The 18,797-nt window shown below is 44.0% G+C and carries 19 protein-coding genes; 7 read left to right on the top strand and 12 right to left on the bottom strand.

Annotated elements, in window-relative coordinates:
- Positions 1-185 precede the first annotated feature (185 nt).
- Together HUO09_RS01545 and bcp are read left to right on the top strand one after the other, a co-directional pair.
- Positions 186-728, top strand: coding sequence for a glycine cleavage system protein R (locus HUO09_RS01545; RefSeq protein ID WP_167412385.1), 543 nt, complete (start codon positions 186-188; stop codon positions 726-728).
- A 9-nt stretch (positions 729-737) separates the two neighbouring features.
- Positions 738-1,211: a thioredoxin-dependent thiol peroxidase gene (gene bcp, locus HUO09_RS01540; protein WP_167412386.1), complete on the top strand. Its 474-nt coding sequence runs from the start codon at positions 738-740 to the stop codon at positions 1,209-1,211.
- A gap of 85 nt (positions 1,212-1,296) precedes the next feature.
- Here the strand turns inward: bcp and HUO09_RS01535 are convergent, their stop codons facing one another.
- From HUO09_RS01535 to HUO09_RS01525, 3 genes are all read right to left on the bottom strand, one after another.
- Positions 1,297-3,168, bottom strand: a complete 1,872-nt coding sequence (locus HUO09_RS01535; protein WP_167412387.1) for a methyl-accepting chemotaxis protein — start codon at positions 3,166-3,168, stop codon at positions 1,297-1,299.
- 192 nt (positions 3,169-3,360) lie between these two features.
- A complete protein-coding gene (locus tag HUO09_RS01530) occupies positions 3,361-4,434 on the bottom strand; it encodes an AI-2E family transporter (protein ID WP_188232767.1) in 1,074 nt (357 codons plus the stop codon).
- On the bottom strand, positions 4,418-4,663 hold the full coding sequence (locus tag HUO09_RS01525) for a sulfurtransferase TusA family protein (RefSeq protein WP_167412389.1): 246 nt from the start codon (positions 4,661-4,663) through the stop codon (positions 4,418-4,420). Before HUO09_RS01525 ends, HUO09_RS01530 begins: the two co-directional genes overlap by 17 nt.
- Before the next feature lie 236 nt (positions 4,664-4,899).
- Between HUO09_RS01525 and HUO09_RS01520 the strand changes: the two genes are divergently transcribed.
- Genes HUO09_RS01520 through HUO09_RS01505 form a run of 4 tightly spaced genes read left to right on the top strand, consistent with a single transcriptional unit; the run spans position 4,900 to position 7,781 of the window.
- Positions 4,900-6,357, top strand: coding sequence for a M48 family metalloprotease (locus HUO09_RS01520; protein ID WP_373563680.1), 1,458 nt, complete (start codon positions 4,900-4,902; stop codon positions 6,355-6,357).
- Positions 6,358-6,382: 25 nt separating this feature from the next.
- The gene (gene arsC, locus HUO09_RS01515) at positions 6,383-6,733 is read left to right on the top strand and encodes an arsenate reductase (glutaredoxin) (protein ID WP_167412391.1); all 351 of its coding nucleotides are present in this window, start codon (positions 6,383-6,385) and stop codon (positions 6,731-6,733) included.
- Positions 6,733-7,308 carry an NAD(P)H:quinone oxidoreductase gene (wrbA, locus tag HUO09_RS01510; RefSeq protein WP_175579727.1) on the top strand — a complete coding sequence of 192 codons (576 nt, stop codon included), beginning with the start codon at positions 6,733-6,735 and terminating at the stop codon, positions 7,306-7,308. Before arsC ends, wrbA begins: the two co-directional genes overlap by 1 nt.
- Before the next feature lie 44 nt (positions 7,309-7,352).
- The gene (locus HUO09_RS01505; protein ID WP_188232766.1) at positions 7,353-7,781 is read left to right on the top strand and encodes a DUF2069 domain-containing protein; all 429 of its coding nucleotides are present in this window, start codon (positions 7,353-7,355) and stop codon (positions 7,779-7,781) included.
- Between the two features lie 109 nt (positions 7,782-7,890).
- On the opposite strand, the gene HUO09_RS01500 is transcribed toward HUO09_RS01505, so the two are convergent.
- The gene (locus tag HUO09_RS01500) at positions 7,891-9,087 is read right to left on the bottom strand and encodes a DUF2066 domain-containing protein (protein WP_188232765.1); all 1,197 of its coding nucleotides are present in this window, start codon (positions 9,085-9,087) and stop codon (positions 7,891-7,893) included.
- A 218-nt stretch (positions 9,088-9,305) separates the two neighbouring features.
- On the opposite strand from HUO09_RS01500, the gene HUO09_RS01495 reads away from it, so the two are divergent.
- The gene (locus HUO09_RS01495; protein ID WP_167412395.1) at positions 9,306-10,562 is read left to right on the top strand and encodes a uracil-xanthine permease family protein; all 1,257 of its coding nucleotides are present in this window, start codon (positions 9,306-9,308) and stop codon (positions 10,560-10,562) included.
- Positions 10,563-10,623: 61 nt separating this feature from the next.
- Here HUO09_RS01495 and ybaK read toward each other — a convergent pair whose 3' ends face one another.
- The 8 genes from ybaK to hemA form a co-directional block, all read right to left on the bottom strand.
- Positions 10,624-11,103: a Cys-tRNA(Pro) deacylase gene (ybaK, locus tag HUO09_RS01490; RefSeq protein WP_188232764.1), complete on the bottom strand. Its 480-nt coding sequence runs from the start codon at positions 11,101-11,103 to the stop codon at positions 10,624-10,626.
- Between the two features lie 129 nt (positions 11,104-11,232).
- A complete protein-coding gene (gene ushA / locus HUO09_RS01485; RefSeq protein WP_167412397.1) occupies positions 11,233-12,894 on the bottom strand; it encodes a bifunctional UDP-sugar hydrolase/5'-nucleotidase UshA in 1,662 nt (553 codons plus the stop codon).
- A gap of 362 nt (positions 12,895-13,256) precedes the next feature.
- The gene (gene kdsA / locus HUO09_RS01480; protein WP_167412398.1) at positions 13,257-14,108 is read right to left on the bottom strand and encodes a 3-deoxy-8-phosphooctulonate synthase; all 852 of its coding nucleotides are present in this window, start codon (positions 14,106-14,108) and stop codon (positions 13,257-13,259) included.
- A gap of 18 nt (positions 14,109-14,126) precedes the next feature.
- Positions 14,127-14,936, bottom strand: a complete 810-nt coding sequence (locus HUO09_RS01475; protein ID WP_188232763.1) for a SirB1 family protein — start codon at positions 14,934-14,936, stop codon at positions 14,127-14,129.
- Between the two features lie 49 nt (positions 14,937-14,985).
- Positions 14,986-15,369 (bottom strand): SirB2 family protein, encoded by a 384-nt coding sequence (locus HUO09_RS01470; protein ID WP_167412400.1) that lies wholly within the window; start codon positions 15,367-15,369, stop codon positions 14,986-14,988.
- Between the two features lie 47 nt (positions 15,370-15,416).
- Entirely contained in the window at positions 15,417-16,280 is an 864-nt protein-coding gene (gene prmC, locus HUO09_RS01465; protein WP_167412401.1) for a peptide chain release factor N(5)-glutamine methyltransferase, read from the bottom strand.
- Positions 16,281-16,283: 3 nt separating this feature from the next.
- Positions 16,284-17,372, bottom strand: a complete 1,089-nt coding sequence (gene prfA / locus HUO09_RS01460; protein WP_167412402.1) for a peptide chain release factor 1 — start codon at positions 17,370-17,372, stop codon at positions 16,284-16,286.
- A gap of 29 nt (positions 17,373-17,401) precedes the next feature.
- Entirely contained in the window at positions 17,402-18,661 is a 1,260-nt protein-coding gene (hemA, locus tag HUO09_RS01455; RefSeq protein ID WP_167412403.1) for a glutamyl-tRNA reductase, read from the bottom strand.
- Positions 18,662-18,797 lie beyond the last annotated feature (136 nt).

The raw sequence follows: 18,797 nt of genomic DNA, 5'->3' as shown, positions 1-18,797 counted from the left end.
ATCAGAAAATTAGATGCAGAGCCTGTTAACTAACCGGATAAGTCTAGATAACGATGTATCCAAGGCACCTCAGTTGTCACAACAGCGCTACAACTTTAATTAACAGGGGAAAGTAACTGCTCATTGGGGTTAATTAATGAAAAGTTGTGCTAACATGCCAGAAAATAACAAAGCGAAATATCAATATGACTCAACATCTTGTGATCACTGCAGTAGGAACTGATCGACCTGGTATCTGTAACCAAGTTGCGAAATTAGTTACGCAATCCGGCTGTAATATTGTCGACAGTCGAATTGCCTTATTTGGAAAAGAATTCACATTGATCATGCTGTTATCAGGCAATGCCAACAGCATTACCCGAGTAGAGACTACGCTGCCACTACTCGGACAAGAACAAGATTTGATCACGATTATGAAGCGAACGTCACCACATGATCATCAATCCAACGATTATATCGTTGAAGTCTATGTGGAATCGGACGATCGCCTTGGTTTAACTGAGAAATTCACTCAATTCTTTGCAGACCGAAACATCGGTATGGCATCACTCAGTGCACAAACCATTAGCAAAGATAAGCTGCAGCGCAATAAAGACCAATTCCATATCGCTATTACCGCTCACGTAGATTCGGAATATAACCTTATGCAGCTTCAAGAAGAATTTGAAGCGCTATGCAGCAGTTTAGATGTGCAAGGTTCGCTTAACTTTATAAAAAGCAGTCAATAAGGAAGAACAATGAATACTTTAAAAGCAGGCGCGCCAGCTCCGGCGTTTTCACTATTAGACCAAGATGGCAATCAAGTTACCCTATCTGACTTTGCTGGCAAAAAAATCCTGTTTTATTTTTACCCAAAAGCAATGACTCCAGGTTGTACTGTTCAGGCGCAAGGCTTGCGTGATGTGAACGCTGAACTTGAAGCTCTGAATGTAGTGGTACTCGGCGTAAGTATCGACCCTGTCGCTCGCCTTGGTAAATTCATCGCTCGTGACAACCTTAACTTCACCTTACTTTCAGATGAAGATCATCAGGTTGCCGAACAGTTCGGCGTCTGGGGAACCAAGAAGTTTATGGGTAAAGTATATGATGGCTTGCACCGCATCAGTTTTCTGATTGACGAAAACGGTGTGATTGAACATGTCTTCGACAAGTTCAAAACCAAAGATCACCATGAAGTCGTTCTGAACTATTTAAAAGAAAAGCAGGCTTAATCCATACTGCTTTAGCAGCATCTCAAATCCAAAAGTAAAGGCCAGCAAACAGTGCTGGCCTTTCTATTAAACATCTCAAACTCAATTAAACAATAAACTTACCAAGAATCGCATCTTGTTCACGCACGTTTTCTGTCTGAACTTGCATTGCGATATTGGCTTCTTCAGCAGATTCAGATACCTGTGTCGACAAGTCTTTAATCTTCACTGTGTTGTTATTGATTTCTTCAGCCACTAAGCTCTGCTCTTCAGCTGCAGAAGCGATTTGCATATTCATGTCGCTGATGTGTTGAATAGCACCATGAATTTTTTGCAAGGCCGCATCCGCTAACTGAGCTTTACTCACCGCCTCTACTGCCGTTGCTTTGCTTTCATGCATCGCAACAGATACTGAATTCGCCCCCGCTTGTAACTGCTCAATCATACTACGGATTTCTGTGGTCGACTGTTGAGTACGTTGCGCCAGCGTTCGAACCTCATCCGCTACCACGGCGAAACCGCGACCAGAATCCCCTGCACGAGCAGCTTCAATTGCGGCATTGAGTGCGAGTAAGTTTGTTTGGTCAGCAATGTCGTTGATAACTTTAAGAATCGTTTCAATATTCGCTGTTGCCGACTCCAAGCCTTGAACTTCTTCTACAGCTTGTTCAATACGGGCTGAAAGCATATCAATCGATGAGGTCGTATCACCCACCACTTTAGAACCTTCTTGGGTCGCATCATCTGCATCTTTCGCCGCCGATGCTGCCCCTTGCGCATTGTTAGCAACTTCCATCGCAGTTGCGGCCATTTCGTTCATAGCTGTTGCAAGCTGCTCTAGCTCGTGAAGCTGAGAACTCATGGCTTCAGAAGAAGAATGAACACTGCCCATGGTCTGTTCTGCGCCACGTTTGATCTCTTCACCAATCGCTTTAGATTGCTTGATTTGGCCCTGCAATGTTTCCGTGAACGTATTGAAGTCCATCGCCAACTCAGCAAATTCTTTATCTGTATCCGTGCTTAAACGCTTGGTTAAATCACCCTGACCAGAAGCCACATCTTTAATCGCATGATTAAGCGTATTAAGTGGACGCATCAAGAATTTAATCAACACGGTCAAAATGATAATACTTAGAATCACACCGATAATAGTGTAGATAATCGCGCTATTTCTTAGGCTATCAACCGTGGCAAACGCTTTTTCATTGTCGACTAGCGCACCAACAAACCAATTTTGACTTGGTAAATAGGTCAAACTAAGAAGAAAGCTTTTCCCTTCAATATCGATGTCTTGAGAACCTTCTTTGATATCGATCTTAGGTAAATAAGTGGAAATGTTTTTACCGTTATTTTCCGCATTTGGGTGAGCGACAGTCATACCATCAGAAGTAATGATGAACAGCTTACCAGCGTCAAATAAGTTAATTTTATTGACCATTTCGGCAAGCCCGTTGAGCTTCAGGTCATAGAACATCGCGCCAGTGAACTGGCCTTGATTGTAGACAGGGGTTGCAATAGAAATGATCATTTGCTTTGTAGAAACATCTACATAAGGCTCAGTGACGGTTAATTTCCCGTCTCTTTTAGCATCGACATACCAAGGACGTTTGCGCGGGTCATAACTGCTGTCCGGCTCCCAGCCGTCATCGTTTTCAACCACTTTGCCATCAACGTCGTAACCAAAACCAACCGCAAGAAAACTACTCTTGAGCTTTTTGGTTTCCAGAACATTTTTCACATAGTCGCGATTTTCGGGATCTAACTGAAGAATATCTGTGGTTGATTGAGCGAGTGATTTCTTGCTCTCCATTTCCGACGTTACGGTGTCCGCAACCCCTTCGGCCATTCCTTTAATAGTGCCGCCGATTAAACTTGATACTTCCTTGCGAACAGTGCTTACCTGCTGAATAGATAGCAAAGATGCTGTTACCAGCAACAATACCGATGATGCGGCCACAATCTTTTGACTAAATCTCATACGTCCCTCGTTGCACACTTGTGATTATGTGGTGTTCGTCACTTTATCGTCAAAAAAAGTGATAACTTAAGCAATTTCTTTATTAGTTATATGTATTGCAACTGACGCATTTTTAATACTAAGCTCAAATAACAAAAAAGCCCAAAAATAATCAACTTTTGGGCTTAATAAAGTCAACGAGCATCTATTTCATTATTCAGTCTTGGCTGGCGGCTGTTCTTCGCTGCTAGGCAGGGCATTCCATACAGCTTTAACGAGCGTCGCAAGCGGTATCGCAAAGAAGACGCCCCAGAATCCCCATAAACCACCAAACACCAGCACTGCTACAATGATAGCAACCGGATGTAAGTTTACCGCTTCAGAAAACAGAACGGGAACGAGCACGTTACCATCCAGAGCTTGAATGATCGCGTAAGCAATCAGCAGATAATAAAACTGCGAAGTCAATTCCCACTGGAACAAACCCACAATCGCAATTGGCACCGTTACCGCAGCGGCACCTATATACGGAATCAATACAGAGAAGCCAACAGCAACAGAAAGTAGCACTGAGTAACGTAAATCTAAAATGGCGAACGTCACATAACTCACGGTACCTACAATAATGATCTCCAGTACCTTACCGCGAATATAGTTCGAAATCTGTTGGTTCATTTCCAACCAAACTTTATTCGCCAAATTGCGGTTACGCGGCATTATGCCACTCGCCATTTTGAGCATTTCACGTTTATCTTTGAGCAGAAAGAAGACCAACAGTGGCACTAGGATCAGGTAAACACCTAAAGTGGCAAGGCTGACTAAAGAAGCCAGAGAACCTTTTACCAAAGACTCGCCCATACCAATCGCTTTGTCCTTGGCGTTATTCATAATTGATTCAACAATTTGTAAGTTCGCCAACTCTGGATAACGTTCTGGCAGTGTCGCAATCAGCTTTTGCAAACCGTTATACATTTTCGGTATATCAGCCACCAAGTTAGCAACCTGATCCCAAATAGTAGGAACCAGACCAAATAAGGCTAAAAACATCACGCCGACGAATAACAAGATGACGAGAATGACCGCTAAGGTACGCGGCACTTTCCAGCGGCAAAGCTGAGCAACTGGCCACTCAAGCAAATAAGCCAAAACAATCGCAACGAGTAAAGGCGCGATCAGATGTCCGAAAAAGTAGATAGTGATGAAACCGAAGAAAAGAATCGCAACCAAACTTACGGCGTGCGGGTCAGAGAAACGTCGTTGATACCAACGATTAACCATTTCGAACATGTAACGATGTCTCCTTTACAACAGTGAGTGAGTTATAACCATCACATTTAACGCTTTGGCAAAGATAATCCTGAGTAAGCAAATAGCTTTCTATATCTTTGAATGAACTGGAATCGCTAATCAAGATGGTTACCGAATCACCAGCTTCAAGCTGGGCAGTGTGACGTTTAGCAAGTAATAATGCCATGGGACATCGCTGTTGACGTAAATCGAGAATATTCGGTTCCATTCTTCGGCTCAATCCTTAATATAGGACAGACATTGTATCGGCTTTTCCACTGTGCGCCACTCTTAATATCCTAAGTTGTAGAGTCACAAAGTGTTCGTTATTTATCTCTTGAATTAACGCATAATACGTTACAGATAAAGATACAGTCATCGTGGCTTATATCTGAACTGTGGAAACCATTTCAAGCGGACAATGTCCTAATGGAAAATGATATTGGAGTATCAACAAAGAACATGATGTTAAAACGTACTCGTTCATTCGTTTGCCTATGTATATCAACGGCCTTATGTGCGCCTTCTCTGTCTTACGCGAGCAATATAGAGCTTCCTGACATTGGCACCGTTGCGGGTTCCACTCTGACCATAGATCAAGAACTGATTTATGGAGACGCCTATATGCGCATGCTGAGAAACAGCAAGCCTATTGTTAACGATCCCGTCATCAACGAATACATTGACACACTTGGTCACAAATTAGTTGCGAATGCAGACGACGTAAAAACACCGTTTACTTTCTTCATGATCCGAGACCGTAATATCAACGCATTCGCATTCTTTGGTGGTTATGTTGCCCTGCATTCAGGCTTGTTTCTTCATGCTCAGTCAGAAAGCGAACTCGCTTCCGTTATTGCCCACGAAATTGCGCACGTAACCCAGCGTCACCTCGCGCGCAGTATGGAAGATCAGGCTCGTCGTACTCCGGCAACGATGGCCGCATTAGCAGGCTCATTACTACTGGCTATTGCCGCGCCGGAAGCGGGGATTGCTGCGATTACCGCCACCACTGCGGGGAACATGCAAAGTCAGATTAACTATACCCGTAGTAATGAAAAAGAAGCGGACCGTTTTGGTATTTCTACTTTGGCAAAAGCTGGCTTTGATGTAAGAGCAATGCCACGTTTCTTCGGTCGTTTAGCGGATGAGTATCGCTACGCGAGCACACCTCCACCTATGCTTTTAACCCACCCGTTACCAGAAGATCGTATTACTGACAGCCGAGAACGTGCTCAGAGTTTTCCAACCGTTAATCTAAAGCCTGACCTCGACTATCATTTAGCTCGTGCCCGTATTGTGGCGCGTTATGCTGGTATTGATAGTGAAGCCGCTTTGGACTGGTTTACCAGAACGCAAAAGAAAACCACTATACCCGCTCTTGATGTCTCTTTTGAGTATGGCAAAGCCTTAGTGTATCTCGATTCAAAACAACACGATAAGGCCGAGCCTATCCTTAAAAAACTGTTAAAATCAGACGCAAATAATCGCTTCTACCTCGATGCGATGACTGACCTTTACATCGAAACGAATCGCCTCAACGATGCGCAGAATTTGTTAGAAGCAGCGTTAAAACAAACACCGAATAACGCTGTCTTGATGGTGAACTACGCTAACGTGCTATTGAAACAACAGAAATTTAGCGAATCGATTCGCGTGCTGCAGCGTTATACCCACGATAATCCAAACGATACCAACGGTTGGCATTTGCTATCTGAAGCCAATAGCCGTAACGGGAATCAAGCAGAAGATTTGGCGGCTCAAGCCGAAGTCCTAGCGTTACGCGCCAACTGGAACAAAGCGATACAGCTCTATACACAAGCCAGCCAACTCGCCAAGTTAGGCAGTTTAGAACAAGCGCGATATGACGCTCGTATTGATCAGCTCATGATACAAAGAGAACGATTCTTATCGCTTCAATAATAAAAAGAGAAAGTAAGGAAAAACTATGTCTGTCGTGATTTATCACAACCCTAGATGCTCAAAAAGCCGTGAAACACTGGCTTTATTAGAACAAAACAGTATTCAGCCAGAAGTCGTTAAGTACCTTGAAGCGCCACTGACTGTTGAGCTATTAAAAACACTTTACGCGCAGTTAGGCGTAGCAAGTGTACGAGACATGATGCGCACCAAAGAAGAGGTCTACAAAGAACTTGCTTTAGGTGATGACAGCGTTTCAGATGATGAGTTGTTTGCCGCTATGGTGGCGAATCCGAAACTGATTGAACGTCCAATTGTGGTTGCAAATGGTAAGGCTCGCTTAGGTCGTCCACCGGAACAGGTTCTAGAAATTCTATGATGACCAACGTGGTTGTACTCTATTACAGCCGACACGGTAGTACTCAATCATTAGCAAGGCAGATCGCTAGAGGGGTTAACAGTATCCCTGAGTGTGAAGCGATTCTGAGAACAGTTCCGGAGATCAACAGCCATGAAACCAATGCTGAAGACCCGTATATCACTTTAGACGAACTGAAGAACTGTGACGGTTTGGCTTTAGGTAGTCCAGCATGGTTTGGCAACATGGCCGCGCCTTTGAAACACTTTTGGGATCAAACCACTCCTTTATGGTTGAACGGCGATTTGATAGATAAACCCGCTTGCGTGTTTACCTCTTCATCCACTTTGCATGGTGGTCAAGAGAGCACGCAACAAACCATGATGTTGCCTCTGCTTCATCACGGCATGGTTATCATGGGCATCCCCTACTCTGAGCCGAAATTGCATACTTCCGTGTCTGGAGGCACTCCCTACGGTGCTAGCCACGTATCGCAGATGAACAGCAAACTCACCGAAGATGAAAGCGAGCTAGCTCGTCAACTCGGAAAACGTCTCGCCAATTTGGCGAAACAACTAAAAGATGCATCGAATTAAAGACCGTCTTAGTTCTAAAGACGAGTCTCATTAAAGGAACAACCATGAGTGTTGAAATGACCTCAAAAACCAAACAGTTTCGCTGGTTAGCACTAACGAGTAACCTCGCTTTGATTGTTTGGATTGCTTTGTGGCAACTAGATTTATCGCCACACCCACACCTTAATCCACTGGCGTTAACGGTAGCGTGGCTGATTCCCCTATTGTTACCTCTGCCAGGTATCTTAGCAGGTAAGCCTTATACCCACGCGTGGGCCAACTTTATTCTGATGCTGTATTTTTTACATGCATTCACCATTTTGTATGTCGATAATGGCGAACGCTGGCTAGCGGCAGTGGAACTGTGCCTCACTTTCTCAGCATTTATGGGCAACGTGTTGTACGCAAGACATCGTGGTAAAGAGTTAGGGCTGAAATTGACCAAGCTTTCTGTCGTTGAAAAACAAGAGAAGCAACGATTTGATAAAGAGTAGATAAATCTTGAGATAGTAAAAAGAAAGCCGCTGTTGCGATGAGCAACAGCGGCTTTCTTATAGAAGTCGAGTCTACCTCGTCTTTTTTAAACTTGGTTGATCAATCAGCTTAATCTAACCAAGTAAAACGAAGAGTTTTCACCATTGGCACAGGTTCGGTAACAACCGACATTTCACCTTGTTGAGTAGGTTCGCTGCTATCAATAGAGTTAACAACCGCAGCCTCTGTCGTTCCAAGTGCAGGGGCTTGAGGCTCTACTGATGTTCCCTGTTCAACTGATGTCCCCTGCTCAACTGGCTGTTCCACGGGTACAACTTGCTCTGGAGCCTTCTGAACTTGAGCAATTCGTAGCACTTCTTGTTCGAAATCCTCTTCTGTTGCAAGCAAGTGAACATTGAACACCACTTCTTGGCCTTGAATTTTAAGAATGTCGAGTGACGCCACTGAGCTTAACGCTTTTAAGCGTTTTTCCAATGAGAAAAAGTCCTCAGCATTTTTAATCGAATCAAATGACGCTAGAACGGTTTGTGAAGATTCAGAACCAATTAGTACGGCGTTTTTCTTGGCATAGTAGTCACTGATTTGATCAATCATCTCTGACGCGGCGGAACTGCCCGACGCTCTTCCTGTCATTGGCGCTTTCTGCGACTGAAGCATGTTGTAGGCATTTTGATCATACAGTGTCCAACGTAAAACGTTACCTTGTGCTTTTACTACTAACACTGCATCTGTTGGATAACGATCGCTTGCCAAGCTGATAGGTTTAATGAAACCACCCCAAAGATCAGAAATTTCTAACCCTGTAATGTCATCAAAATCACCAACTGGAACAGTGATAGGCAAGCCTCTCGCCAAGGATTCCTCTTTTAACTGTTTTAAAATCTTAGAATCAGAATGTTCCCAACTGATCACTCGCTCGTATGGAGTTTCTTCCACCAGCCAAACTAAAATGTTGGCGCGGTTTTCAGGCCAAAATGGCAACTGAGCTTGGGTAATCAGAGAACGGATTTGCGGTGCACTGAACTGCATCGTTATCGTAGAAACATCGTTTGTCTGACCATAACTAAACTGGTTTAGATATTGGTTATATTTGCTTAGCGCCTTTTGAATCACTTCGTTGTTTGCGGCATCTTTATCGCCCGTGGCACGAACAATAACGTTTTGCATACCCTGCGATCGAGCTTTGGCATCTGCATCATTTTGTGTCTGATCAATAACGACTTCAGTTTTGTACAGATTAACTGTGGTGAGTGCAGAAGCTGGCAGAGAAGTTAATCCCATCAGCAAAAAAGCTAAATAGCGCATATTGTTCCTACGTTCTAAGTTTCTGAAAGTTGATGATAAGCAACTATTGTTTATGGGGCAAGGTGAGTGCTCGCCACTGGTCATAAAAGTTTCTAAACTTTTACTTTGGCTCGCCAACACTGATGATAAAAGTAACAAAAATTGATCTAGTTTAAATGGCAAACGTTTGCAAAAGTGATAGAATCCCGCGAATTTTGTTTAGCTACAGGGAAAATACCATGAAAAATGCCATTTTGGGCACTCAGATGCTGTTTGTCGCATTTGGGGCGTTAGTGTTAGTTCCGCTACTGACGGGACTCGATCCTAACGTTGCTTTATTCGGTGCTGGTGCCGGCACATTACTCTTCCAACTTATTACCCGTCGTTCTGTTCCTATCTTCCTCGCTTCTTCTTTTGCCTTTATTGCTCCTATCATGTTTGGTGTTCAAACATGGGGGATTCCTGCAACTATGGGTGGCTTAGTGGCAGCAGGTGCTGTTTACATTGTTCTTGGCAGCTTCATTAAACTTCGCGGTGTAGAGTTCATCCACAAAATTCTACCGCCTGTGGTTGTTGGTCCTGTCATCATGGTTATCGGTCTTGGTCTAGCACCAGCAGCGGTAAACATGGCTTTAGGTAAAAGTGGTGATGGTGCATTCCAATTGGTTGATGGCGATGCTTCTCTTTGGATTTCTTGTGTATCTCTACTAGTAACTATCGTCGCTAGCGTATTTGCTAAAGGTTACTTTAAGCTAGTCCCAATCGTATGCGGTATTATTGCGGGTTACACTCTGTCTCTATTCTTTGGCGTTGTAGACTTTACCCCCGTTCGCGAAGCCGCTTGGTTCGCAATGCCTAATTTCACTTTCCCAGAGTTCAACATCAACGCCATTCTATTCATGATCCCTGTAGCAATCGCTCCTGCGGTAGAGCACGTGGGTGACATGCTGGCAATTTCGAACGTAACGGGTAAAGACTACATTAAGAAGCCGGGGCTACACCGCACTATCGCTGGTGACGGGGCAGCAACAATGCTTGCAGCATTCCTGGGAGCTCCACCAAACACAACGTATTCAGAAGTCACTGGCGCGGTAATGCTAACAAAAGCATTCAATCCAGTAATCATGACTTGGGCAGCAGTAACGGCGATCGTACTTGCTCTTGTTGGGAAACTAGGCGCTCTACTACAAACTATCCCTGTACCTGTAATGGGCGGCATCATGATTCTTCTGTTCGGTTCTATTGCGACAGTAGGTCTAAATACGCTAATCAAAAACCACGTTGACCTGCACAAATCACGCAATCTAGTGATTGTGGCTGTAACACTGGTATTTGGTATTGGTGGTATGGCTTTCGGCGTGGGTGACTTCAGCCTACAAGGCGTAAGCTTATGTGGTATCGTTGCTATCCTACTAAACCTTCTTTTACCAAAAGATTTGGGCGAAAACCACGTGGTGGACAACGCTCAAATGGAAGAAGAAACACAAAATTCTTAATAGAGATTTCTCTCTAGTAAAACGGCCTCTTAATGAGGCCGTTTTTATTGTTGAATACTGTTCAGACTTCAAGGCACAAATCAACAAACTGCGCACGAGTTAAGGTTGCCAAATCTTTCGGCGCTAACTCAATCTCTAGTCCTCTTTTTCCGGCGCTCACACACATACTCGCTAGCTCAGTCGCACTATGGTGAATAAAGGTCGGCAAAGCTTTCTTTTGACCTAAAGGGCTGATTCCACCAACCACATATCCGGTAGTCTTCTGCGCAATATCTGGGTTCGCCATATCGGCCTTTTTGGCTTTAGCTGCTTTTGCCGCCAGTTTGAGATTCAGTTTCTGGTCAACAGGAATGATTGCTACAGCTAGATTCTTTTCTTCGCCATTGAGGCAAAAAAGCAACGTTTTGAACACCGTTTTAGGGTCTTGACCTAACGCTTCTGCCGCTTCTAAACCATAGCTCGCGTTGTTGGGATCGTGTTCGTATTGATGAATGGTATGAGGTACCTTTTTTTTCTTCGCTAACTGAATCGCTGGGGTCATTCTTTTTCCTTGCCACTCTAACCTTTTCCTCAGGAGGCTTAGCTTATCTCTTCTCGTATTAATTTACATTAATAAAAAAAGCGGTGTTTTCACACCGCTTATTCATTCATATATCAGTCAACCTACTGATTACTTGTAAACAATCTCACCTGATGGTGCATAATTGTTTACGTCAATCGGGCTGTTCGCTTCTAAGTAGTCTTTTAAAACTTCTGCATCAACGAAACCAGTGTTCACGAAACCTTTGCGGTCTGTAATCTTAGGATAGCCGTCACCACCTGCAGCGTTATAGCTTGGAATGGTGAAACGGTAAGTATCGTCTAAACGAAGTTGTTTACCACCAATAAACACATTCGATACTTTACCATCTTCCACATGCATAGAAATACCTGCAAACTGCGCATAAGCACCTGAATCGACAGGCTTGGTCGCAACAACATTGAGGTAATCAAGCACTTCCTGACCTGTCATATCGATATAAGTCAGAATGTTTGCGAAAGGTTGAACTTTCAATACATCTTTGTAAGTGATATCACCTGCTTCAATAGAATCACGAACACCACCAGAGTTCATAACAGCGAAGTCTGCTTTGGCACGTTGCATTTGCGCGGTAGCAATCAGACGACCTAAGTTAGTTTGTTGGAAACGAACCACATTACGGTCGCCTTCCAACTTACCATTAGACTCAGCAACTTTTACACCTAACTGTGCTTGGCCTTTCTCTTGGTAAGGACGTAAGAACTCCAGCATTTCTTTATTTTCTGGAATTTCAGTCGTTGCGATGACACGCTTGCTTTCACCGTTAACCTTCACTTTCTTCTTCAGGTTTACTGGAATTAAGTCGTAGCTAACCATGTTCAGTTCACCGTTACGGAATTCGTAATCAGCACGGCCTACGTATTTACCCCATTCGTAAGCTTGAACAATGTAAGTACCGTTTTGCATGTCTGGTTTACACTCATCACCCGGTGCGAAGTTTTTCTTCACAACATTCGGGCCTTCCATACACACAGGCTCTTGAGAGTGACCACCAACGATCATATCCAAGTCGCCTTCATTCAAGTAGCGCGCTAGTGCAACGTCACCCGGTGCATTGATACCGAATTCGCCATTTTGGTAGTGACCCATATGAGTAACAGCGATGATCAGATCTGGATGCTCAGTCTTTTTCAGCTCAGCAATCACTTTCTTCGCTTCTTCTTTAGGGTCACGGAAGTCGATACCGCCGATGAATTCTGGGTTACCAATTTTCGCCGTATCTTCCGTTGTTAAACCAATAACGGCAATTTTGATACCTTGCTTGTCAAACATTTGGTATGGCTGGAACAGGCGCTTGCCCGTTGCTTTGTCGTAAATGTTCGCAGAAAGCATTGGGAAATCAGCCCACTCACGCTGCTTGAACAGCACTTCAAGTGGGTTATCGAATTCATGGTTGCCGAGAGCCATTGCATCATAACCAATCTTCGTCATGCCTTTGAAATCAGGCTCAGCATCTTGCAGATCTGATTCAGGAACACCGGTGTTGATATCACCACCAGAAAGCAGTAACAGGCTACCGCCTTCTGCTTCAACTTGAGCACGAATATCGTCAATCAGCGTCTTACGAGCGGCCATGCCGTATTCGCCGTATTTGTTCTGCCAGAAACGACCGTGGTGGTCATTGGTGTGAAGCACTGTCAGTTTGTACGTTTTGTCTGCTTGCCACTCGTGAGCTGGTTGAGTCGCACAGCCAGCCAATGACGCCAAAATCGCGGTACTTAAAACCGTTTTAAGAATAAAGCCTTGTTTCATTGTCATACCTTTGAGCTGATGAATTCCACTACTAATAATTTTTAAGTCTAGATCAATCTGTTATCTGTTGAGTTAACTGGGGATTGACCTATAAAAATAGATCTAACCTTAAAATAACTTCGTACAAGTGACAGAGTTATTTCATATTTATGTCTAATAGATCACAACATAAACGTCAAAAAATTTAGTGGCTTATTGAGTTAAAAAGTAAAATTAGTTTATTGAAGCCATTTTTTTTACTTTTTCTTAGTTTAGTAAGATGAATTTGTGAATGAAATCGTTTGCCCAACGTTTTGTTTACTGTGCGACAGGCACAAAAAAGCCACCCTAAGGTGGCTTTTTTTACACATAAATTCATTGAATTAACGAATGTCGATATGCTGGAAACTTTTCACTAAATCGTCCAAAGCTTTCATCTGTACCAAGAACGGTTCAAGCTTATCAAGTGGTAGTGCAGAAGGGCCATCACAGCGTGCTTTTTCTGGGTTTGGATGCGCTTCAATAAACAGGCCTGCGATGCCTGTTGCCAAACCAGCTTTAGCCAGTTCAACAGTCTGCTCACGACGACCGCCAGAAGCAGCGCCAGATGGATCACGCATTTGTAGCGAGTGAGTAACATCAAAGATGATTGGGCTGCCGTTTGACACCTTTTTCATCACGCCAAAACCAAGCATATCGACAACTAAGTTGTCATAACCGTGGCAAGAACCGCGCTCACATAGAATTATTTTGTCGTTGCCACATTCTGCGAATTTCTCAACGATGTTACCCACTTGACCAGGGCTCATGAATTGAGGTTTCTTCACGTTGATTACTGCGCCCGTTTTTGCCATTGCTTCAACAAGGTCAGTTTGACGAGCAAGGAAAGCAGGTAACTGAATCACGTCAACCACATCAGCAACAGGCTGAGCTTGCGCTTCTGTGTGTACGTCAGTGATAATTTTTACACCAAAAGTATCTTTCAGCTCTTGGAAAATTTTCATGCCTTCTTCAAGACCAGGACCACGGTAAGAGTGCACTGAGCTGCGGTTTGCTTTGTCAAACGAAGCCTTAAACACATAAGGGATACCCAGCTTGTCTGTCACTTTTACGTAGTGTTCGCAGATTTGCATTGCCATATCGCGAGATTCCAGCACATTCATACCTGCAAACAAGGTGAACGGTTTGTCGTTTGCGACAGGGATATCGCCAACGTGAACGATTTTTTGTTCCATGTTTTGTCTCTTTATTGATTAATGCAAAGTCACAGTACTATGACTGAGTGCATGCATTTGAGTTTTTAATAATTCTGCTGCTGGATCATCAGGGCAATTATCAATAAAGAACTGATAATCAGACATTGCCACCTGATGACAATCTAATTGCTGATAAATATAGCCTCTATCACGGATTTCGTATGGATCATCCGGAACAAAAGTCAGGGCTAAATCGGTACATCTTAGAGCAAGAGTGTATCTCTCTTCTCGCAATAAGGCACTTTTTAGCAATGCAAGCCAGCGGCCAATAATCGTTGGATGATCGGTCACTTTGAGATCCTCTGACTTCAATTGAGCCAGAGGGCCTTTCATACCAATCAACCACGCTTGCAAAGTATGATTTGAAACATACTCTCCCGTGAACGGGTTCAAGTAATGATTCGCTTCGTCAGGCCAGTTCACCTGCAATAAAAATTGCGTAGGAAAGGTGATGCCTTGCAGTGGAAAACCAAGTTTACGGCCGAAGTACAGAAGCAATGCGCCTAAACTCACAGGTACGCCTTTGCGTCTCTCTAATACTTTGTCAATAAAAGCATTGTCGGAGTCATAATAAGCGTCGCGATCGCCGATGAATCCCCACTCTTTATAAAACAAGTGCAAGAAATCTTCGAAGCGCTCTTTCGCTTCTTCTTTATCCGCTAATCTGACTTCAGCTTCGTTTAGTAGACGGCTTAACTCTTGCTCAGCCCATTCTACTTGAGTTTCTGGATCGATGGCTTTATTGAGGACTAACGCACCCTCAACCAGTTCCATCTCATCAAAATCTTCATCAAATAAGTCAAGCATGTAACTACTCTTTGTTCGCTAACTGGGATTGTTCTGGCTAAATTAATGATTAGCCGAAAAGTACTGGCATTTTTGTTACTGCGATTTTACCTGCCATACCTAACCAGCCTAATGCACCGAAAAAAGCAAAGGTACGCAGTAAGTTATTACGTGCAAACTTAAGGGTGAAGAAACCTAACGCGATATAAGCAAGAACGCAGGTCAGTTTTTCTGTCATCCAAGGTGCTGCTGCAGTAAATGGAATAAAACCGGTAATAAAGATTAAACCGACGCCAGATAACAATAAGAAAGTATCCACAACGTGTGGTGTGATTTTCAGAAACTTATTCTGCAGATGCTTAGAATTCATCATCAGCAATACATAGCGTACTGACAGCAACAGTGCACTGATCGCAATTGTCAGCATATGGAAATGTTTTAAACCTTCGTACATCTTTATCCTCTTTACGCCTGATATGACTTTTCTATTCGAGATCGTTTTTATTCGATATTAGCTTCTATTCGATATTGACCTAAGGTAACACGATCATTACCAGCATAATCCTTTTGTGTTTCCACATTGCTATAGCCGAAACCTTGTAAAATTTCTCTTACTGCCGATCCTTGGTCGTAGCCATGTTCAAACAGCAACCAACCTTCACTTAACAAATATTCACGAGCATTTTCGCTGATGGTCTTTATATCCGCTAACCCGTTATCTTGAGCGACCAAAGCACTTTTCGGTTCAAAACGCACATCGCCAAGCACTAAATGAGGATCGTTTTCTTCAATATATGGCGGGTTTGAAACGACTAAAGCAAACTTTGTACCCGATGGCACAGGAGTAAACCAGCTTCCGTTCCAAAACGATGCATTTGTAATACCTAAACGTTGGGCATTTTCGCTTGCAAGCTGCCAAGCTTCTTCACGTAAATCAATGCCATACACTTTGCGTTGTGGAAGTTCTGAAGCCAGAGCCAACGCAATCGCACCCGTTCCCGTTCCCAAATCCAAGATATCACCGTCGATAAGCATTGCTTTGTCTAATGCAAGTTCCACCAGCCTTTCGGTATCGGGTCTTGGAATCAATGTCGAAGGTGACACTTTGAGTGGCAGTGACCAAAACTCGCGTTCGCCAATAATATAAGCAACAGGCTCACCGGATTTTCGGCGTTCAATCAGTGCGTCAAACTGGCTCTGCTGTTGAGCGTCGAGATTTTTATCTGGCCATGTAAGAAGGTAGGAACGTGGCTTGTCTAAGATATGGCAAAGTAACACGTTTGCATCGAGAGACGGCGAATCACTGCCGCTCTCGATCAATTGCTCTGCTGCCGCTTTTAACGCGGCCTCAATGGTTAGCAACATTGATTAGTTTTGCTCTGAAAGTGCTGCTAGCTGATCAGCTTGATGCTCTTGTAGTACAGGATCGATCAGCGCTTGTAGATCACCTTCCATGACTTCACTTAAACGGTAAACCGTTAAGTTAATACGGTGATCAGAGACGCGGCCTTGTGGGTAGTTGTAAGTACGGATACGGTCACTACGGTCGCCAGAACCTAATAGGTTACGACGTGTATCTGAAACTTCAGCCGCACGTTTAGCCATTTCAGCCTGAGCAATACGAGCTGCCAGTACTGCCATCGCTTTTGCTTTGTTCTTGTGCTGTGAACGCTCGTCCTGACACTCTACCACTGTACCAGTAGGTAAGTGAGTAATACGGATTGCTGAATCCGTGGTGTTTACGTGCTGACCACCCGCGCCCGATGAACGGAAGGTATCAATTTTCAGGTCGCTGGCTTTGATTTCCGGAATTTCTGCTTCTGGTACTTCAGCCATTACCGCGACTGTACATGCAGACGTATGAACACGACCTTGTGATTCCGTTGCTGGAACTCGTTGTACACGGTGGCCGCCTGACTCAAACTTCAATACGCCGTATGCACCTTCACCGTTTACTTTTGCGATCATCTCTTTGTAGCCGCCATGTTCAGCTTCATTTGAAGACATGACTTCGATACGCCAACCTCTTTTCTCGGCATAACGGCTGTACATACGGAACAGGTCACCAGCGAAGATACCCGCTTCATCACCACCTGCACCAGCACGAATTTCTAGGAAGCAGTTACGGTCGTCGTTTGGATCTTTTGGTAGCAGAAGAATTTGCAGCTCGTCAGTAAGACGCTCGATTGCCGCTTTTGCTTCTTTCATCTCTTCCTGAGCCATTTCACGCATTTCTGCGTCATCTTCTTTGGTCATCTCTTCAGCGGCAATCAAGTCTTCTTGAGCCTGCTGATAGGCTTGGAAACACTTAGTGATCTCTTCAAGCTGAGAGTACTCTTTAGACAGAGTACGGAATTTATCTTGATCTCCAATAACTGTTGGGTCACCCAGCAGGTGTTGAACCTCTTCATAGCGTTCAACAAGAGATTCAAGCTTCACTAAAATCGACGAGTTCATAATTTCTTCTTTAAATTCAGAGTTACAGATTACTGTGAGTCTTCAAGACCCAAGCTTTGTCTGATAATGGCAAGTTTTGCCGGTTCACCTAACTCCGCAGCGCTTTGCATCGCTCGTGTTGGGGTATGAATAAGTTTATTGGTGAGCTTATTACTCAGCTCAACCAAGAGTTTTTCTGGATCTCCGCCCGCAGCAAGAGCTTGTAAGCTTTTGGACAACAGCTCTTCACGGATATCGTTTGCCGCTTTACGGTAGTCTCGAATGCTGTCTACCGCTTGCAGTGAACGCATCCAGCTCATGAAAGCAGCGCTTTCTTCGCTAACAATCGCTTCCGCCTGAATCGCTTCTACTTTGCGCTGCTCAATATTGCTATCCACGATGGACTGCAAATCATCCACTGAATACAGATAGGCATCATTAAGATCACCCACTTGCGATTCGATATCGCGTGGTACCGCGATATCCACAAACAGCATAGGCTGATGGCGGCGTTTTTTCAGAGCGCTTTCTACCATTCCTTTACCAATTATAGGTAGAGGACTGGCCGTTGAACTGATAACGATATCAGCGAAATGGAGATGATCCGGTATTTCATTCAATGCAATCACTTCTGCATTAAATTCTTCCGCTAAGCTCATTGCACGTTCACGGGTTCGGTTAGCCACAATAATGCGTTTGCAGTTGTGACTGGCCAGATGTTTTGCCACTAGCTCAATGGTCTCACCCGCACCGACAAGCAGTACTGTAGCATCCGACAGTGATTCAAAAATGTGTTTTGCAAGAGTACAAGCGGCGTAAGCCACCGACACCGCACTGCCACCAATTTCAGTTTCAGTACGAACACGTTTAGCTACCGAAAATGCTTTCTGAAACCATTTATCGAGTGAAGAATCAACGGCATTGCTTTTGCGAGAGTCCGCATATGCTTGTTTTACTTGCCCAAGAATCTGCGGTTCACCCAATACCAGCGAATCCAGACCACAAGACACTCGCATCAGGTGTCGAATCGCCGCCTGGTCTTCATGAACATATAGACTGGGTTTCAAATCTTCAGGGCTGACGTTATGAAACTGGGTCAACCATTCGATAAGTTTGTTCTTACTTGATGATTTAACATCACAATAGATTTCAGTACGGTTACACGTCGACAGTATGACACTCCCGTTCACGTGTGAGTCAGTTGACAACTGGCCAAGCGCCTCAGACAACTTGTCTGGGCCGAAAGCCACTTTCTCTCGTAACTCAACCGAAGCTGTATTGTGATTGATACCAATAGCAAGCAAGGACATCTATCGAGGATTCTCTGGTAAGAAATGAATTAGGGGCAGAATTTTACTTTATGCCCCTTGTGATTGAAAGAGCAACGAGGATTTGTTTTCCCGACTTCGTGATATCAATGATATAGTAACGCCAGTTTCACTCACT

The organism is Vibrio sp. Y2-5 (assembly GCF_014596725.1).
Taxonomy (GTDB): Bacteria; Pseudomonadota; Gammaproteobacteria; order Enterobacterales; family Vibrionaceae; genus Vibrio.
Note: the sequence above shows the minus strand (reverse complement) of the source record. Positions and strands in the feature narration are given on the sequence as shown.

Coding starts and splice junctions, on each gene's coding strand:
- HUO09_RS01545 (WP_167412385.1), top strand. CDS start 186: ATGACTCAACATCTTGTGATCACTGCAGTAGGAACTGATCGACCTGGT.
- bcp (WP_167412386.1), top strand. CDS start 738: ATGAATACTTTAAAAGCAGGCGCGCCAGCTCCGGCGTTTTCACTATTA.
- HUO09_RS01535 (WP_167412387.1), bottom strand. CDS start 3,168: ATGAGATTTAGTCAAAAGATTGTGGCCGCATCATCGGTATTGTTGCTG.
- HUO09_RS01530 (WP_188232767.1), bottom strand. CDS start 4,434: ATGTTCGAAATGGTTAATCGTTGGTATCAACGACGTTTCTCTGACCCG.
- HUO09_RS01525 (WP_167412389.1), bottom strand. CDS start 4,663: ATGGAACCGAATATTCTCGATTTACGTCAACAGCGATGTCCCATGGCA.
- HUO09_RS01520 (WP_373563680.1), top strand. CDS start 4,900: ATGTTAAAACGTACTCGTTCATTCGTTTGCCTATGTATATCAACGGCC.
- arsC (WP_167412391.1), top strand. CDS start 6,383: ATGTCTGTCGTGATTTATCACAACCCTAGATGCTCAAAAAGCCGTGAA.
- wrbA (WP_175579727.1), top strand. CDS start 6,733: ATGACCAACGTGGTTGTACTCTATTACAGCCGACACGGTAGTACTCAA.
- HUO09_RS01505 (WP_188232766.1), top strand. CDS start 7,353: ATGAGTGTTGAAATGACCTCAAAAACCAAACAGTTTCGCTGGTTAGCA.
- HUO09_RS01500 (WP_188232765.1), bottom strand. CDS start 9,087: ATGCGCTATTTAGCTTTTTTGCTGATGGGATTAACTTCTCTGCCAGCT.
- HUO09_RS01495 (WP_167412395.1), top strand. CDS start 9,306: ATGAAAAATGCCATTTTGGGCACTCAGATGCTGTTTGTCGCATTTGGG.
- ybaK (WP_188232764.1), bottom strand. CDS start 11,103: ATGACCCCAGCGATTCAGTTAGCGAAGAAAAAAAAGGTACCTCATACC.
- ushA (WP_167412397.1), bottom strand. CDS start 12,894: ATGAAACAAGGCTTTATTCTTAAAACGGTTTTAAGTACCGCGATTTTG.
- kdsA (WP_167412398.1), bottom strand. CDS start 14,108: ATGGAACAAAAAATCGTTCACGTTGGCGATATCCCTGTCGCAAACGAC.
- HUO09_RS01475 (WP_188232763.1), bottom strand. CDS start 14,936: ATGCTTGACTTATTTGATGAAGATTTTGATGAGATGGAACTGGTTGAG.
- HUO09_RS01470 (WP_167412400.1), bottom strand. CDS start 15,369: ATGTACGAAGGTTTAAAACATTTCCATATGCTGACAATTGCGATCAGT.
- prmC (WP_167412401.1), bottom strand. CDS start 16,280: ATGTTGCTAACCATTGAGGCCGCGTTAAAAGCGGCAGCAGAGCAATTG.
- prfA (WP_167412402.1), bottom strand. CDS start 17,372: ATGAACTCGTCGATTTTAGTGAAGCTTGAATCTCTTGTTGAACGCTAT.
- hemA (WP_167412403.1), bottom strand. CDS start 18,661: ATGTCCTTGCTTGCTATTGGTATCAATCACAATACAGCTTCGGTTGAG.